Source organism: Streptomyces sp. NPDC058877, from assembly GCF_042742855.1.
Lineage (GTDB): Bacteria > Actinomycetota > Actinomycetes > Streptomycetales > Streptomycetaceae > Streptomyces.
This window is the reverse complement of sequence record NZ_JBHYMF010000026.1, coordinates 12,974-28,928: the sequence shown is the minus strand read 5'-3', so window position 1 is coordinate 28,928 and position 15,955 is coordinate 12,974. Positions and strand designations below refer to the sequence as shown.

Here is a 15,955-nt window from a genome sequence, read left to right as displayed (position 1 = left end):
TCGTGAGGTCAGCCGCCTCGCGGATCCCGACGTGGAGCAGGGGACTTCGTCGCCTCACTCGGGCGCCAGACCATCTCTACGTCTCCTGGACCTGCTCTCCCAGCGCCTTCCCGTCGGAGGCAGGCGTGGTCGGGTGACCGGGGCCGAACGACTGCGCCAGGTGCCGTTGCAGCCGGATGTGGCGAAACTGGTAGACGGCGCCGGTCTGGCGCAGTGCGCCTCGGCGGCAGGCGTCCTCCAGGAAGGCGACCGTGTTCCAGGGCAGCCTGCCGGTCAGCGGCAGCCAGACCCGGGTCAGCGTCAGCCACTGGCCCCACGCGGTGAAGGTGAGCACGTAGGCGGTGGCGCCGCCCATGCCGCCGGCAGCCCCGACCAGGAGTGCGTCCGTCGGCCGCCACACCAGCGGTCCGAGGAGGTCCTGGAACAGGTGGACGACGAGATTCCCGCAGAGCGCGATCCCGAGGGTGAGCGCCGGTACGAGCACCAGCAGTTGGCGGCCCGCTGTCGCGCGGTTGGCGGACAGCAGGCGGATCGGCGTGGCCGCGGCGGTGATGTCCATGGGCGCTTCGAACGCCGCGAGCAGCCCGAAGACCAGCCCGGCAGACAGCCCGAAGATCAGCCCGAAGATCAGCATGTTGATGAGTGCACCTCGGATCACCTCCGGGTGCGAGAGCGGGAGTCCGCTTTCCAGGGAACGCAGCAGCGCGGCCGCCCAGGCGTACCCGATCCCCAGCACGGCTCCGCCCAGCAGTGTGAACCCGAATCGGGCGGTGAAGGTGCGGAGCGGCCGGCGGGCAACCCGACGGTCCGCGGCCGGCAGCCTGAGTCGTACCCGGGACGGCTGGGGGACTGCCCGGTCGAACGCGGTCATCACGGCGTACACGAGCCCGAAGGCCGTCCCGCCGAGCAGTCCGACGAACGTCCCCTGCAACAACAGGGCCCGCGGGCCCCAGGGGTCGGCGGCCTGCCAGGACCGGGTGAGCAGCCCCACGAGCCAGGTGGCCATGGACATGCACAGCGTGGAGGTCAGTACGACGTGCAGGGTGCGCGTCGCGGGCCGCAAGCTGCGGCTGAGCCTCCACCAGGCGAGGTCCTGCTGGTCGCGCTCGCCCCGGGCCAGGCTGTGGGCGAGACAGCCGAGCCAGTGCTGGGCGCGGTCCGCGTCCCAGTCCGGCTGCCGTCGGCCGTCGTCAGTCCGCTCGGGGGCGCGACGCCGGTAGACCGTCGGGACGAAGCCCGCCAGCAGATGCTCCTCAAGGTGACTCGTGGTGGGGAAGCGTTCGGCGTCGAGCAGTTCCGCCGGGTCCTTTCCGGGCGCCTCGCTGTACATCGTCCGGGCGAGGATGACCATCAACGGGGTGCGCAGGACCTGGGCGAGTCTGGCGGCGCACGCGGCGGTCTCGCTGTTCCGCGACGCGTCGCCGCCGGCCCGCAGCTCGTCGAGGACGGCGTCCCACACGCCTCCGCCCGTGCCACGGCCGCCGTCGTGGGCGACGGGCCGGGCGGTCCGGGGCAAGTAGGCGGCGAGGTCCTCCGGGGTGAGGTCGGTGAGTTCGATGCCCGCCGCCCACACCAGTGGTGCCCGTGTCGCGGTGACGGCCTGGGCGTACTCGTCCCGACGGCTGGTCAGCACGAGCGGCAGCGATGTCGCGTTGAGCTCTTCCAGCGCCCGGCCTCGCAGCCCCGGCGCCATCTCGTCGAACCCGTCCAGGACCGGCAGGATCAGGTCGGCGTCGACCAGCGCGGCTGCCTGTGTCGACCCGTTGGGGATCCTGCGGGCCAGGTGCGGGTGGTCACGCAGGAGCCGGTCCGCCAGCAGATCCCGGAGTGCTGTGGCGGTCGGGTCCCACGAGCCGAGGCTCACGATCACCGGGATCCGGTCGGAGGGGACCCGGGACGCCAGGAGGTCGAGGGCGAAGCGGACGGCCAGGACCGACTTCCCCGAGCCCACGCGGCCGAGAATCACCAGCCGCCCGGAGTTGATGCGCCGATACGTCTCGGCCACGCTGCGCACGTCACCGCTCAGGTCCACACCGTCGGTCGTGGTCCCTGGCAGCAGTCGCTGGATGTTCTCCGGATAGTCCGTCAACTCGCTCGGAGCCGGCCGCCAGCGGACAGGTAGCGGGAACGGGTCGTGGACCTGGCGCTGCTCCTCCTCGCGGCGCCGTCGGCGCCGGACCTCACTGGCCAGCAAGTCGGCGGCAGCGGCAAGCGAGGGTGCAGGTCGCGTCGCGGCGGCGGGCGCGGGTGCAGGTCCGGGTGGGGGCGCGGCCGGCGCGCTGCTCGGCTCCTCCGGTCTGCGGGCCTGGCCCAGCAGGTCCGTGAGCCGGCCCCGTTCCGCCTCTCCCGCTTCCAGGGCCTGCGCCAGCAGCTTCACCGTCTGCAGCTGGTGATTGCCGGACGTGCCGGTCTCCAGTCTGCGGATGGTGCGCACGCTCACCCCGGACCGTTCCTCCAGCTGTTCCTGCGTGAGGCCAGCTCGCTTACGCAACTGAAGTAGTAACGCACCCAGTTGGTCCGTCAATTCGGGCTCCCACCTCGGACGACCACGGCATACCCGAGCGTAGCGTGACGACCGGTCACGCATGGCCGGTCTCCTGGCCTGTTCCCTGAGCTGCGCAAACGCGATCGTTGCTGAGCCGGCGGCCCCGCCGGTTCCGTCACACGAAGGAGTACCTCCGGATGCGGACCTCCACTCCCCGCCGCCCACGCGGCACGGGTGCGGCGCTGCTCGCCGCCTTGATGCTGACCGCCCTCACGGGGCCGGTCGCCGGGGCGGACACGCCGCCCGTCCCCGACTTCACCGACGGCTACGGCCTCACTCAGGTCACCGATGCGACCGAGGTGCGCTCCAGCACCGACTTCACGATCACCGTCACCACGCCCCAGGTGTCCGGCCCGCACGAGATCCGCGTCTTCCTGCCCCGCGGCTACACCGCCGACCCGGACAAGCGGTGGCCCGTGACGTACTTCCTGCACGGCGGTGGGGGCTCCGTGAACGATGCTGCGGCCGCCCCCGCCCTGCGCTCCGACGAGATGATCACCGTCGTCCCGGACGGCGGCCTCAAGGGCTGGTACTCCGACTGGCTCATGCAGAACACCGTCGAGGGCGCGGCGAACTGGGAGACCTTCCACCTCACCCAGGTCGTCCCGTTCATCGATGCCAATCTCCGTACCATTCCCGACCGCGACCACCGGGCCGTCGTCGGCCTGTCCATGGGCGGCTTCGGGTCTCTCCACTACGCCGAGGCCCGCCCCGACCTGTTCGGCCACGTGGCCGCGCTGTCCGGCGGCATCGACTTCGGCATGGGGCAGATCCGCGCGGCGGTCCTGGCGACGGAGCTCAACCTGACGGGCGCCTGGTGTGCGGTGAGCAGCTCGTCCAGCACGTCCGGCTCCGGCAAGTGCACCGGCTACGGCCCCTACGTCGACAGCGACGCGATCTTCGGCTCCCCGTACCCGATCTTCAACGCGGACCGCATCTGGAAGGCCGTCGACCCGGCCGCGCCCGCGAACCTCGCCAAACTGACCGACACAGGCATCACCCTCTACACCGGCGACAGCGACGTCATCGACGTCCACACCAACGCCGCCTCCAAGACGGCCAAGGCCCGCTTGGACCAGCTCGGCATCGCGAGCCGCCTCGTCGCCTACGGCAACGGCGCCTCCCTCGCACCGACCTGCAACGGCGGCCACAACTACGGCTGCTGGGCGCCTGCCCTCGCGGACTACGTCCCGCGCCTGGAGGCCGCGTTCGCGACCGCAGCGGCCAACTGACCATCTTTGTACGTTTCTTGAGGAGGAATCGCCATGGCAATGCAGTGGCGCAAGGCGAAGCTCTCCGTCGTCACAGGAGCCCTGTGCGCGGCGACGTTGATGATGTCGGGGCCGGCGGCACGGGCCGCCGAGTCGGTCGAGGGCGACCACTCGGCCACGCTCGCGGCGCTCAAAACGTTTCAGGCGAGCGCCGGCCCGGGCGCGGCCGTCCACGCCGGGAACGGCGACGGCGCCTGGACGCTGTCCGTCGGCACGGGAACCGTCGGGACGAACAAGCCCATCCGGGCCGACGAACACTTCCGCATCGGCAGCCAGACCAAGACGTTCACCGCGGCGGTCGTGCTGCAGCTCGTCGACGAGGGCAAGGTCTCCCTCGACGCGCCCATCGAGGACTACCTGCCCGGCGTCGTCTCCGGCAAGGGCTACGACGGCACCCGCATCACGGTCCGCCACCTGCTCCAGCACACCGGCGGTCTCGCGGTGTACAACCCGTATCCAGTCGTCCAGACCCCCGAGCCCAACCCGGACGGCACGTACGACCTGGCCGCGTCGGTGCGCAAGGGGCTCAGCAGCCCCCCGGTCTCCGCACCCGGCGCCGGTTTCACCTACTCCAACACCAACTACCTCGTCCTCGGCATGCTCATCGAGAAGGTGACGCAGCAGCCGGTGCACGCGGCCGTCACCGGCCGGATCATCGAACCCCTGGGGCTGAACCGCACCGTGTTCCCCGCTCCCGGCAACCGCGCCCTGCCCACTCCGGCGGTCAACGGCTACCACGGCGCGCGCTTCGGCGGCCTGTACTTCTGGAGCCCTGCCCTCGCCTACGACCCGTCCCTCTACAGCAGTGCTGGCGCGATCATCTCGACCCTGGAGGACCTGACCGCCTTCTACGGGGCGCTGTCCTCGGGCAAGGTCGTCTCGACCGCGAGCCTGGCCGAGATGGAGAAGGTGTGGGAGGCCGAGCCCGGCAGCGGCAGCGGCGTCGGCCTGGGCGTGTTCAAGGCCAAGCTGTCGTGCGACACCGTCGCGTGGGGCCACAACGGCGGGGTGCCGGGCTACTTCACACAGACGATGGTGACCAAGGACGGACGGCACGCGTCTGTCGTGACCAACGCGCTGTTCCAGGTCAACACGCCGACCCGGCAGTTGTGGACGCTGCTCGACACGGCCCTGTGCAAGGACGCGCTGAAGCCGTCCTCCTGACGTGATGAAACGCCCGCCGACTCCTGCCAGCAGCAGCCGGCGGGCGTTTCACCCACCGCGCCCGAGCCCGACCGGCGCGCACACCCGATCATCCCCCTGCGGTATCGAGGAGTTCAGATGGCATACCGCTACCGGTGCGGCGATTGCCGCTTCGCCACACGGTGGACCACCGAGTCCGAGGTCGAGGACATCTCGGTCGCCCACTACGCCGACCGCCACCCCGGCCTCCTCCCCGGCGGCCACATCGAGATCAACAGCAAGAACCCCCACTCCCCCGGCTTCCTCCTGATCCTCGGGATCGGGTTCCTGCTGCTCCTGATCATCGCCTCCTGCCGGCGGTAGGCGGCCCACCGCAGGTCCGGCCGAGTACCGCTCCTCTGAAGGGAACAGCATGACCGAGCCGCCGCCGAGGCAGATACGCAGGACCGTACTCCGCCGCTTACGGGAACTGACCGGGCGTCAACGCCTCCTGATGTCGAACTCTTGGATCGCACTGTTCCTGTCCGCTGTGCTGCTTGCCTCCGCGACACCGGCGGTCGCGGCGCCCGTACCGGCGACGCCGAGGGATCTGTGCGCGCCACAACAAGCGGCGGTCGACCAGCTCAGGGCTGAGATCCAGGCGCACAACAACAAGCCGCACACGTTCACCCCGGCCCAGCGGGCGCAGGCAGCCGCGTACGACGCCGAAGCACGAGCTCTCAATGCCCGCAGAGGCCCGGTCAACGCCAATCTGAAGGCATGCGTCAAGGCGATGCAGACACTTCAGGGCGCCATCGGCAGCCCGCTGGGTCTCGTGAAACCGCCGCCGGATGTGGAGGCGGCTCTCCGGCAGGCGCAGAACCGGCTGCCGAGCGGCTGGACTCCGCCGCCACCGCCATCTCCTGCGAACCGGAACTGGAAAGCCAGGGGCACGCCAGTCGACCCCCTGTTCGATGTCCTACGCAAGGGGAACCCAGGCGAACTGGGGAACATCAGGTTGCAGGGCGTCGCCCGCCCGAAGATCGGCGACCGGGACCCGGCCTACCCGGCAGGCTCCGGCAAGGTGATCGGGACGAACGCGGACGGCAACTCTAAGGTCTCACCGGACCACATCATTCCGCTGTCCCAGCTCGTCAACCTGCCCGGCTTCACCAAGCTCACGCCCCAGCAGATGTACGCGTTGTCGCGCGCGCCCCTGAACTTCCAGTGGTTGTCACCCGCGGCGAACCTGTCGAAGCAGTCCCGCTCGGCGGCCTTCGTGTCCGGAGCCGATCCGGCATGGGTGAGGGCACAGCAGGCCCTGGAGCAGCAGACCTTGAAAAAGTTGGAGGACATCATCGCGAAGCTGCTCAAAATCAACGGAGGCTGATCGTGGACACGGACGAGATCATCACCACGCTGCACAACTGGTCGCTGCGCTTCGCGGAATCGGACACCCTCTCCCAGGTACCCGAGGAGTGGCGCCCCATCGCACGGTCGGAAGATCCGCAAGGGCGCTGTCGGCAGGCGCTCGACCTGTGGAACGACGACTTCCTCGACCTGCTGCCCCGGTTCGCCGCCACCCTGCGCACCCGATTGGTCGATGTGCGGGCCGCCTTCACCGACGGCTGCCCCGTGCTGGTGTACGCCCTTCGGGCCGACAACGGCGCCGCGGTGTCCTGGATCGGCTACCATCCCGGCGCGTTCGAGGAACCCCGTTTCTGGGAGAGTTTCCCGCAACCCCTCCAGGACTTCCTGCGTACGGTCCACGCGGGGTTCGTCTCCGGCAGTCGGACCTCTTTCGGTGTCGCGCCCCCGGTCCACATGGAGACTCTCGCCGAGCTCGCGGACTTTCCCGACGGCATTCCCGGCTGGACCGATACGGCCGGCATCTCCTCCACGCGGCTGCTCCGGATCTCCTCTGACGGCGGCATCCTCTACTACTGCGCCTCCCCGGACATCGAGCGCGGGAAGATCGCCCTCGTCTACGAAGGCGACATCGACCCGCAAGACCTCGGTCAGGAACTGGACGAGCTCGTGACGTCCCGTCTCCGTACCGGGTCCTGACCCCTTGGAGGGCATCAATGCCTCAGCACCACGACAACGCCCCCTTCGCGCAGCCGCCGTCCGGGTTCACGCCTCCAGCGACCGCGCCCGCTGGCCGCGGCCGTGCCCGGTGGTACGTCGCCGCCGCCGTGGGGACGGCCGTCCTCGCCGGGTCGTACACGGCCTACGCGGTCTTCACCCGGCCGGAGAGCGAGCAGACGAAGATCGAGGCAGTGGTCGCCGACTTCGCCGCCGCCGTGGATCAGGTGGACGTCCCGAAGGTGGTCGGCCTGCTGTGCGCGCGTGAGGCGAGCGGCATCACCGGCAAAGACGACCAGCCGCTGTCCGCGAGCGACCGGGAGATGGGCGTGAAGCCGCGAGCGGTCGTCACCTCGGACATCCGGATCACGGGGGAGGTCGCCAGCGCTGTCGTGACCCGGCCGTCCCAGCGGCCCGCGACCGTCCACCTGGAGAAGGAAGGGGGCATGTGGAAGCTCTGCGCCCCCGCCGGCGCAGCAGCCCAGGCACCCTGAGACGCACCTGGCGTACGAAGAAGAGGGTTGTGACCTTTGAGTCGCAACCCTCTCATCCATGAATCCTCGGAGAGCTCACTGAGGACGATTCACCGCCCATGTGAACCGGCGGCCCCTTGTGCTCCGTCGTGAACGGGCTAAATGCGACAGCGCCGCCGTCGATACACCACTCCAGCGGACGTGACCTCCTCAAGCCGGTGACGTAACTCCAGGAGTTTCGAAGCGTTCTCTCTTCGTCCGATCGATCTGTGGCCGGGGCGAGGGCACGTTTCCTCTGCCTGCCCCTGTTCCCTGCATCGTGTGAGGTAGCGTGCTGCCGCTCCGCCCCGGGCTCGGTGAGATGTTCGCCCGCTGGTACAGCGAGAATTTCGTATCGACTCATACCCACGCGTACGTGGAATCCTCCCCGCGGGAGGAGGAACTGGAGGCTGCGGCACAACGGTTGGCGAAGCTCCTGGCAGAAGGAGCGGTGGACCAGGCCGACCCCGGCAATCTCGCTCATCAGGTACCGGTGCCCTCGAAGGCCGCGTTGCTCGGTCTCTTCATGGGGGCGGTGTACCAGCAGAACCAGGCCGCCCGGGAACTCTCGCCGGTGACGTCCGCGCTCGAGGACCAGGTGATCGAGTCGTACGCGGCCATGCTGGGGCTGGGGCAAAACGCCTGGGGGTACCTGTGCTCGGGCGGAACCTCGGCATCCCTGCACGCCCTCTGGACCCACTCCGAGCGCGCCGGGGAAGCATCCGTGGACCTGATCTGCTCACATGCCACGCACGTGAGCGTCGACCGGGTCGCGGGAGCGCTGAAAGGGATTCGCCTCCAGCGGCTGGACTGCGACGCCCAGGAGCGGATCACCGTAGGTCCGGTGGAACAAGCGGTCAGGGATTCCCTCTCGGCGGGCCGACTGCCCGTGGTCGTCGCCACGTGCGGAACGACCGGTGCAGGACAGATCGATCCGATTGCCGAACTCGTCGAGCTGCGCCGGAAGACGCCCTTCGTACTGCACGTGGACGGCGCCTGGGGAGGTTTCCTGCCGACGCTGACCGCCACGGGCCGACTGGGCCGTCACGCGCGCGACGTGGCAGCGCTCGCACACGTCGACTCCATCGGCATCGACTCCCACAAAATGGCGTCCATGCCGGTGGGGTGCGCAGTGCTCCTGTTCCGGGACCCCGCGTTGCGGGAGCCGGTGCACCGCCACAGCCCCTACGTCTTCGCCGAAGGGCGAGGACACAGCTACGGACAGCTGTCGCTGACGATGTCCCGCAACGGGATGTACGCGGCAGCCCACTGGTTGCAGAACCAGGTCCGCCCCCTGACAGCCGAAGGTCTGGGCAGGGACATCGAGCAGATCCTGGATGGCGCCCGCACGGTCGCCGAGGAAATGCAGCGGGCCGGGATGCGGCTGCTGTTCGAGCCGACGGTGGGGATCGTGGTCTGCGCACCGAAGAGGACCACGATGAGCGAGACGAACGCGGTGGTCCGGCAAGTGGCCGCCGAATGCCTGTGGCACGACGAACGCCCCATGCCGGACCTGCCGACGATCAGCACTTACCTGATCACCGCGCCGGCGGTGCTGGAACGCATCAGCCGGGAGACCGGTGTCGTGGGCGACACCGACGAGCTGTCTGCCTTCCGGCTGGTCGTAGCCAGCCCTCCGCGTCCCGGATTTCAATCGCGCGCCGCGTCAGCGGCCCTCGCCCTCGCCCGACACTGCGGGGATCCGCCGATGAATCGGTAGGTTTCTTGTGATGGTCGGACTCGTCGATACGGTATGGGTCGCTTCGACGAGCTGATCGGTTCGTTGGAGGAGGAGTTCGGGTCTGCGGTCGATCACGATGACCCGAGTCGCACCGGTTGCGACGGCGGCCGTCGAGGCCGACAGGACCGGGGCCGGAGACCACCGGCTCGTCCGACACGGACCCGGCCCCGCGCTGCCCCAGCGGCGAAGGAAGGACTGTCAGTCCGTGTACCCGTCCGCCGCGTAGAGGGCCTGGTCGAGAACGGCCAGGCCCTCGCGGGTCTCCTCGTCGATGATTGAATCGCCCCGGATTTGATGGAGACGTTGAAGGTCCGGAAGGATGCCGATCATGGCTTCCCCTCGTAAAGAGGTCGTTTTCGTCAGATGTTTCGTCCAGAGATGACCTGTTTGGCGCGACCCGAAAATGAACAGGAAACAACCGATTACAGGATGAGACATCGGACGGAAACGGCCTCTGCGTCACTTGCCGCGCGTCAGGAGTAGCGGCTGAGGAGCGCGTCGAGGCCGGCGGTCAGTTCCTCCTCCCCGCCGCGGACGGCGAGTGCCGGGCCGAGGGACCGCAGACGGGGGAATTCCTTGACGGGGAGGCGGTGCAGGCCGAATCGGAAAGCCGGCTCGGGTTCGTCGGGATTGTCCACGAATTCGCGCAGCTCGATGACGATGTAGCCGAGCACCCACGAGATGAACGCCCGGTATATCGCCAGTGTCGTCTCCTCGTCCAGACCGGCCGTGCCCAGGAGGGCGAGCAGGCGCTCGTGCGCGCGCAGCACCGCCGGGGGCCGGCGCGACAGGGGCACGGTGAAGGGCCGCGTGGCCACCAGCGGCACGACGTGGGGGTGGGCGAGGGCGACCCGGTACATCGCCTGCGCTATGCACAGGAGCGCCTCCCGCCAGAACAGCGCGGCGTCGCCCCGCGGGCCGGGCGGCGTGGCGCCCTCCAGCACCTCCTCGAGCTCAAGGAACAGGTGCTCGACCAGGCCGTCGAGAAGATCGTCCTTGCTGGGTGTGTACCGGTAGATGGCCATGGTCTCCACGCCGAGCTCCTCGGCCACCCGGCGCATGCTCAGAGCGTCGAGGCCCTCGTGATCCACCACGCGGAGCGCCGCTTCGAGCACGCGCTCGCGGCTGAGTCGACTACGGGCGGCCATGGCCGCACCTCCCTGGTCCCCGGCGTGAGCCGGCTGCGCTTGACGGCGTTATGGGACGGGTGGAGTCTGTACGTGTACAGAATAAACGGACGGCTTACGTGGACGTCATCAGCGTCGGTTCCACACGACGCTCAATGATCAACCGAGTAAGCGAGTGGTCGCGATGCGACACACGAACACACTCCCCCGGCCACACGATCCGACCTGCGCCGGTCCCTGCCCGGTCCCGCTGTCCCCCGATGCGCTGGCCCAGCTCTACACCAGTTACCTGGACCTGTTGGCGTCGCGACGGCTGCCGGAGGGCACCACGTTCGAGGAGTACTACTACACCTGGCGCTCCGACCGGCGGGGCGAGAGGCTGGTCGGCCTCGACGACGGCGCCGTACGAGCCGAACCGGTCACGGGACGGCGCCTGATCACACGGCCCGACAAGCCGCTCAAGGGTGTCGTCCGCACCCTCGTGCTGCTGGTCGTCGTCCCCGACGAGCCGCACGATCCGGACCACCGTCCGGGCCACTACGAGCAGTTGTTGTTCAGCACGAACTCCCTGCCGACCGGCAGCATGCGCGAGTTCTACCGCACCGTGAGCGGCTTCCGGTCACTGGGCGACGCCGGCATCGACATCCAGGGTGAGGTCCACGGCTGGTTCCGGCTGCCGCGACCGCTCTCGTTCTACGCCGACGGCAACTCCGGCATGAACGGGTTCCCCCGCAACGCGCAGGGCATGGCCCGGGACGCGGTGAACCTGGCCAAGGACGAGGGTGTGGACTTCACGCCCTTCGACGCGCTGGAGGAGGACATGGTCACGGCCCTGTTCATCGTCCACGCGGGCCCCGGAGCCGAGAAGACCAGGAGCGGCGACGACATCTGGAGCCTCAAGTGGGGCGTGCCGGGAGGCGTCCCGGTCGGCCAGAACCTGACCGTGGAGACGTTCCTGACCGTGCCCGAGGACTGCGCCATGGGCGTCTGCGCGCATGGGTGGGGCCATCTGGCGGCGCGTTGGGCCGACTACTACGACACGGGCGAGCTGCGGGCGACCAGGTCCAACGGCCTCGGCAACTACTGCCTGATGGCGTCGGGCTCGTGGGGCAACTCCGGGCTCACTCCGGTGTTCCCCAACGGCATGCTGCGGATGTTCCACGGCTGGGCCACCCCGAAGCGCGTCAGGAGGAGCACGAAGGACGTGGTGCTCACGCCGGCCGCGGAGGGCGGCGACCTGCTCTTCATCCAGAACGAGGACAGGATGACGGAGATGCAGTACGTCCTCGTCGAGTACCGGCGACGCCGGGGGCAGGACGCCTTCCTGCCGGACGAGGGCATCTCGGTCTACACGGTCGACGAAGCGATCCCCGACGTGAACGACGAGGACCGGCTCGCGATCGAGCTGCTGCAGGCCGACGGCCGACGCGATCTGGGCGCGATCTTCGGCCTGGGCAACCGGGGAGACTCCACGGACCTGTACCCCTCTCTGGGGAACAGGATCATCGGCGAGACGACGAACCCGGCGCTCAACCTGCCCGACGGTACGTGGTCCGGCGTCACCCTCGAGGTCGAGGGCAACCCCGCCGACGACGAGATGGCGGTCGACATCCACATGGAGTGAGGCCGGCCGGCCGGTCAGACGGAGCTCCCCCGCGAAGGGAGGAGCACGGTGAGCACCCCCGTCACCATCGCCGATCTGCTGGAGGACGCGCCCACGGACCACGCTGTGCCCCCGCTCCCCTCCGCTCCGGCCGCCGGCACGTCACGGCCAGCCGGGCGGCCCCCGCTCACCGTGACCGTGGTCTGGGGTGACCTGCCGGAGGTTCCGGCGGATCTGCACGTCACGGGGCACTACCAGGCGGTTCTGCCCGCGGCCGCGGAGCTCGCCCTGGACCTCGCCATCTCCGGCGGGCCGCGCCGGCTGATCACCGAGCACACCAAGCTCGGCTGGATCGACGCCCAGCTGGGAGAGGTCACGTACTTCCCCTGCCGGGCGGGCACGGTCCGCTCCGCCGCCATCGTCGGGATGGGCCCGATGGGCACCCTGACGGAGCGCCGCGCCGTGCAGTTGCACAGGTCCCTGCTCGGCGAGGTCATGGGCCTCGGCCACGTGCAGACCCTCGCGACGGTACTCATCGGCTCGGGCACCGGCAATCTCACCGTCGCCCAGGCGGCGCGGTCCCTCGTGCACGGCTTCGGCGGCGCGCTGCGTTCGCAGGCGCCGTCGGCGGTGGCGTCCCGGCTCACCGAGGTGCTCGTGGTGGAGATCGACGGCCTGCGGGCCGAGCAGCTCGTGCGGGCGCTGACCGAAGCCGCCGCTCAGCAGGCGTCCGTGCGGATCGCACCGCGGCTGAGGGAGGAGAGCAGCGGCAGCCTGTCGCCCCAGTCCGCGGCGGCGTACGCGCTCACGGCGCTGACCGGGCTCACCGGTCGGACGGGCACGACGCCCGGCGAAGCGGGGCGTCCGGGCGGTGCGGGGTCACCGGCCACCGGTGACCTGCTCAGTGAGGTACTGGCCGGTCTGGACCCCACGATCCGCGACCGGGTCCGGGAACAGCTGGGCCGGCTCGCCGATGTCGACCGGACCGACCTGACCTTGCGGGTGCGCCGGACCGTGGACGCTACGGAGGGGGGCCGTACCGGTGAGGGTGTCCGCCCTGTCGGGCGTCGGCGGACTGCGCTGGGCGGCTCTGACGGAGCGGGCCACCGTGCCGGAACGGCTCGTCCCGGTGGACACGGACCTGGTGCGGCAGCTCGTGGACCGGTTGACCGAGCCGAGCGCCGAGGACGCGAGGGACCTGCCGGACCTGTTGTCCCGGTTCGTGGTTCCCCCGGACTTCCAGCAGCTCCTCACGGACGAGGCGGCCGTACTGATGGAGCTGGACCAGGAGACCGCCCTCGTCCCCTGGGAGTTCCTGGCCGACGTCAAGCAGCACAGCGGCGAGAGGGACGCCCCGCTGGCCGTCCGCACCCCGCTCTCCCGGCAGTTGCGCACCCCGTACTCGCGGGTGATCGCCGAGGAGGCCGACGCGGGTCCGCTGAAGGCCCTGGTGATCGGCGACCCGGGCGATCCGGAGAAGGGTTTCCAGCTGCCCGGAGCACGCAACGAGGCCCTGGCCGTATCGACCCGGCTCAGCCGCCTGGGGGTCGAGGTCACGCTGTTCGTGGGCGCGGCGAACTCCAGCCGGCTCCCGGGCATCCTGCCCGCGACCCGCCTCGACGTGCTGCGCGTCCTGCCGGCCGGCGGCCATCACATCGTCCACTACCGCGGCCACAGCTCCTTCGACGCCTCAGCCTCCGGAGTGCGATCGGGGTGGGTCTTCGCGGACGGCCTTCTCACCGCCCAGGAGCTGGTCCAACTCGAACGCCCCCGCGGATCGTGGTGGCCAACGCCTGCTACACCTCCCGCCTCGCAGACGCCGGCAGAGCCGCGCCGCTGCCCGGCACGCCCGTGGGCAGTCCGCAGGCCCTCCTGGTGCCGAGCCTGGCCGGTGAGTTCCTGCGCGTGGGCGTCGCGCACTATCTCGGAGCGGGGTGGCGCGTTCCCGACGACCAGGCGACGTCGTTCGCCACGACGTTCTACACGCATTTGCTCGGGACCGGGCCGGGAGAGCCCGAGCACACCGTCGGCTCCGCGGTCCACGCGGCGCTCAGAGCGCTGTACCGCGGGCACGACGGTTCCTCGTACGCCGCTGCCTCCGCGCAGCACGAACCGCCGGACGCCGCGCCGGACCGGCAGCGGAACAGCACCTGGGCCGCCTACCAACACTACGGCGATCCGACCGGCCCGTTCGTCAGAGCGAGGGGCGACCAGAAAGGTCCGCTCATGGCCAGGATCCCGATGACCGACGTCGTCGTACTCCTTCCCGGCATCGCCGGAAGCGTGCTCACCTCAGCGGAGGTCGGGTCCACCCGCCACGACGATCTCGCCGAGCAGACTGATCTCCTCATCGGCGTCGTCCGGGACGTCCGAGTCGGCCTCGGCGACCCACTCGGACGCCTCCTCGTCGGCGAGGTGCGGGTACTTCTCCAGGAGGAACCGCCGGCGGTACGCCATCTCGGCGGCGTCGACGATCCCTTCCAGAGTGGCCCAGTTGAGGGTGGTTCCAACAGCGATCCCGAATGCCGGTACGGCCTTGCCGAGCCCCTTCTTGGTGAGGCGGAAGCCGAACGCCTTCGCGAACTGTTGGGAAACCTGGGTGACGAGCGAGTCGCTCAGGACTTCCCAGGACTTGCCGCGGAAGAGCGCTTGGGTGAGCCGTGAGACGTCGGCCAACGCGGCGTTCTTCGCAGTGGTCGAACTCGCCGTCCCGATGTTGACGACCGACATCACGAAGAGCTTTTCGGCAGGTTCTTCGGGGTCGTACCCGTAGAACAGCGAGACCTGGCCGACGGCGCGGGACGCGAGTCCGAGAACGGCTGCCGCGTCGGCGACGAGCGCGCCCGCGATCGCACCGCCCGAGGGTGCCGCCGCCGCGCCGGCGGAGGCGGCGATGGTGAGCTGCCCCCCGGAGATCACCAGTCCCGCTGCCGCCCCCGAGGCGGCAGCGAGGGCCGGAAGGTACCAACTCGCGGCCCGCCCACGGACCGTGTCGACCTGTTCGAGGTCGAGGCGGCGGACATCGCGCAGCGATGCGACCTCGTGTCCGTGTTTCCTGTGGCGCTCCACCACCCGTTCGGAGGAGAGTCCCGCTCGCGAGACCCGTCCCACCGTCTTCCGTATGGACTGGACGGTGGTGCCGCTCCAGTCCGGCAGGGCGTCGGCGGCTCCACGGGCCCCGGCGCCGACCTTCTGAGCGCCCTTGGCAACGAATTCCTGCCCGCGCGAAACCGCTGAGCGGGCCCGTGGGTGGTTCTCCAGGCGCTTCGAGGCGCGCTCGCCGAGCTTCGCGACGCCGTTGGCCACGTGCTCGCCGGCGTTTCGCACCTTTCGTGACAGCGGTCGACCCTTGAACTGCTGGATGGCGCTCCATGCCTCCAGCTCGTAGTCCGAGGGAAGTCGATCGGGCTGCTGCGAGTCCTGCGGGGTGCTCATGGTCCGTGGCGCTCCTGTCTCCGGGCGAGCTGTCGGGCGGGGTGGCGGGGGCCGTGGCCCTGGGCGGCGTGAGGGGCGAGGCGTAGGTCCCGTCGTCCGGAGGGGGCTTCTTCGGGCGCGGGCCGGCCGTGGCCATGAGGTCATACTCGGTGGGCGCGAGCCGCTTGGTGCGGCATTCGTCGAACTTGCCGAACTCGTTGTTCTTCAGACCGCCCGACTCCGACCGGAAGGCCGTCAGGACATGGCCGGTGCCCTCTGCCGAGGTGCCGTACGGGGGAAAGAAGTACGCGTCCGGCTCGGGGGAGCCCTCCGTGCGGACGGCGCGGACCGGGCTCGGCCTCCTGGTGGACGCGTCGCGGGGCGAGTCCGTACGCCGACTCGTTCGTGAAGGACGGGACGTCGACCAACACCTCGTACGACACGCGGCCCGGCGCGTGCGGAGCGGCGTCCCGTGTCCCCTGCTCGGCCCGGTGCTGCTCCGGAGCCGTGCACCGGGCGGTGCCCACGCTGACTC

At 69.9% G+C, this 15,955-nt stretch carries 12 protein-coding genes and 2 pseudogenes; 10 read left to right on the top strand and 4 right to left on the bottom strand.

Annotation, left to right across the window (positions count from 1 at the left end):
* Positions 1–76: 76 nt before the first annotated feature.
* A complete protein-coding gene (locus tag ACFW2Y_RS09105; RefSeq protein ID WP_384875699.1) occupies positions 77–2,491 on the bottom strand; it encodes a helix-turn-helix domain-containing protein in 2,415 nt (804 codons plus the stop codon).
* A 191-nt stretch (positions 2,492–2,682) separates the two neighbouring features.
* On the opposite strand from ACFW2Y_RS09105, the gene ACFW2Y_RS09100 reads away from it, so the two are divergent.
* The 7 genes from ACFW2Y_RS09100 to ACFW2Y_RS09070 all read left to right on the top strand — a co-directional run bounded on the left by ACFW2Y_RS09100 (position 2,683) and on the right by ACFW2Y_RS09070 (position 9,255).
* The gene (locus tag ACFW2Y_RS09100; RefSeq protein WP_384875696.1) at positions 2,683–3,777 is read left to right on the top strand and encodes an alpha/beta hydrolase; all 1,095 of its coding nucleotides are present in this window, start codon (positions 2,683–2,685) and stop codon (positions 3,775–3,777) included.
* 33 nt (positions 3,778–3,810) lie between these two features.
* Complete coding sequence (locus ACFW2Y_RS09095; protein WP_384875693.1) at positions 3,811–4,980, top strand: serine hydrolase domain-containing protein; 1,170 nt, start codon at positions 3,811–3,813, stop codon at positions 4,978–4,980.
* Between the two features lie 117 nt (positions 4,981–5,097).
* Positions 5,098–5,322 carry a hypothetical protein gene (locus tag ACFW2Y_RS09090; RefSeq protein WP_384875690.1) on the top strand — a complete coding sequence of 75 codons (225 nt, stop codon included), beginning with the start codon at positions 5,098–5,100 and terminating at the stop codon, positions 5,320–5,322.
* Between the two features lie 49 nt (positions 5,323–5,371).
* Entirely contained in the window at positions 5,372–6,328 is a 957-nt protein-coding gene (locus ACFW2Y_RS09085; protein WP_384875688.1) for a hypothetical protein, read from the top strand.
* A 2-nt stretch (positions 6,329–6,330) separates the two neighbouring features.
* Positions 6,331–7,005 carry a hypothetical protein gene (locus ACFW2Y_RS09080; protein ID WP_384875686.1) on the top strand — a complete coding sequence of 225 codons (675 nt, stop codon included), beginning with the start codon at positions 6,331–6,333 and terminating at the stop codon, positions 7,003–7,005.
* 17 nt (positions 7,006–7,022) lie between these two features.
* Positions 7,023–7,517, top strand: a complete 495-nt coding sequence (locus ACFW2Y_RS09075; protein ID WP_384875683.1) for a hypothetical protein — start codon at positions 7,023–7,025, stop codon at positions 7,515–7,517.
* Positions 7,518–7,911: 394 nt separating this feature from the next.
* Positions 7,912–9,255, top strand: a complete 1,344-nt coding sequence (locus tag ACFW2Y_RS09070; RefSeq protein ID WP_384875680.1) for a pyridoxal phosphate-dependent decarboxylase family protein — start codon at positions 7,912–7,914, stop codon at positions 9,253–9,255.
* Between the two features lie 219 nt (positions 9,256–9,474).
* On the opposite strand, the gene ACFW2Y_RS09065 is transcribed toward ACFW2Y_RS09070, so the two are convergent.
* Positions 9,475–9,606 (bottom strand): hypothetical protein, encoded by a 132-nt coding sequence (locus tag ACFW2Y_RS09065; protein WP_384875678.1) that lies wholly within the window; start codon positions 9,604–9,606, stop codon positions 9,475–9,477.
* A gap of 143 nt (positions 9,607–9,749) precedes the next feature.
* On the bottom strand, positions 9,750–10,424 hold the full coding sequence (locus ACFW2Y_RS09060; RefSeq protein ID WP_384875675.1) for a TetR/AcrR family transcriptional regulator: 675 nt from the start codon (positions 10,422–10,424) through the stop codon (positions 9,750–9,752).
* A 163-nt stretch (positions 10,425–10,587) separates the two neighbouring features.
* On the opposite strand from ACFW2Y_RS09060, the gene ACFW2Y_RS09055 reads away from it, so the two are divergent.
* The 3 genes and pseudogenes from ACFW2Y_RS09055 to ACFW2Y_RS09045 all read left to right on the top strand — a co-directional run.
* A complete protein-coding gene (locus tag ACFW2Y_RS09055) occupies positions 10,588–12,027 on the top strand; it encodes a M6 family metalloprotease domain-containing protein (protein ID WP_384875672.1) in 1,440 nt (479 codons plus the stop codon).
* Between the two features lie 1,021 nt (positions 12,028–13,048).
* Positions 13,049–13,759, top strand: a pseudogene (locus tag ACFW2Y_RS09050) (CHAT domain-containing protein); the annotation flags it as partial.
* Positions 13,720–14,124, top strand: a pseudogene (locus tag ACFW2Y_RS09045) (CHAT domain-containing protein); the annotation flags it as partial. The pseudogenes ACFW2Y_RS09050 and ACFW2Y_RS09045, both read left to right, overlap by 40 nt.
* Before the next feature lie 174 nt (positions 14,125–14,298).
* Here the strand turns inward: ACFW2Y_RS09045 and ACFW2Y_RS09040 are convergent.
* On the bottom strand, positions 14,299–15,441 hold the full coding sequence (locus tag ACFW2Y_RS09040; RefSeq protein WP_384875670.1) for an EcsC family protein: 1,143 nt from the start codon (positions 15,439–15,441) through the stop codon (positions 14,299–14,301).
* Between the last annotated feature and the right edge of the window lie 514 nt (positions 15,442–15,955).

What these genes read in the sequence shown, in the direction of transcription:
- ACFW2Y_RS09100 (WP_384875696.1), top strand. Translation starts at nt 2,683, where the DNA reads ATGCGGACCTCCACTCCCCGCCGCCCACGCGGCACGGGTGCGGCGCTG.
- ACFW2Y_RS09095 (WP_384875693.1), top strand. Translation starts at nt 3,811, where the DNA reads ATGGCAATGCAGTGGCGCAAGGCGAAGCTCTCCGTCGTCACAGGAGCC.
- ACFW2Y_RS09090 (WP_384875690.1), top strand. Translation starts at nt 5,098, where the DNA reads ATGGCATACCGCTACCGGTGCGGCGATTGCCGCTTCGCCACACGGTGG.
- ACFW2Y_RS09085 (WP_384875688.1), top strand. Translation starts at nt 5,372, where the DNA reads ATGACCGAGCCGCCGCCGAGGCAGATACGCAGGACCGTACTCCGCCGC.
- ACFW2Y_RS09075 (WP_384875683.1), top strand. Translation starts at nt 7,023, where the DNA reads ATGCCTCAGCACCACGACAACGCCCCCTTCGCGCAGCCGCCGTCCGGG.
- ACFW2Y_RS09065 (WP_384875678.1), bottom strand. Translation starts at nt 9,606, where the DNA reads ATGATCGGCATCCTTCCGGACCTTCAACGTCTCCATCAAATCCGGGGC.
- ACFW2Y_RS09060 (WP_384875675.1), bottom strand. Translation starts at nt 10,424, where the DNA reads ATGGCCGCCCGTAGTCGACTCAGCCGCGAGCGCGTGCTCGAAGCGGCG.
- ACFW2Y_RS09055 (WP_384875672.1), top strand. Translation starts at nt 10,588, where the DNA reads ATGCGACACACGAACACACTCCCCCGGCCACACGATCCGACCTGCGCC.
- ACFW2Y_RS09040 (WP_384875670.1), bottom strand. Translation starts at nt 15,441, where the DNA reads ATGAGCACCCCGCAGGACTCGCAGCAGCCCGATCGACTTCCCTCGGAC.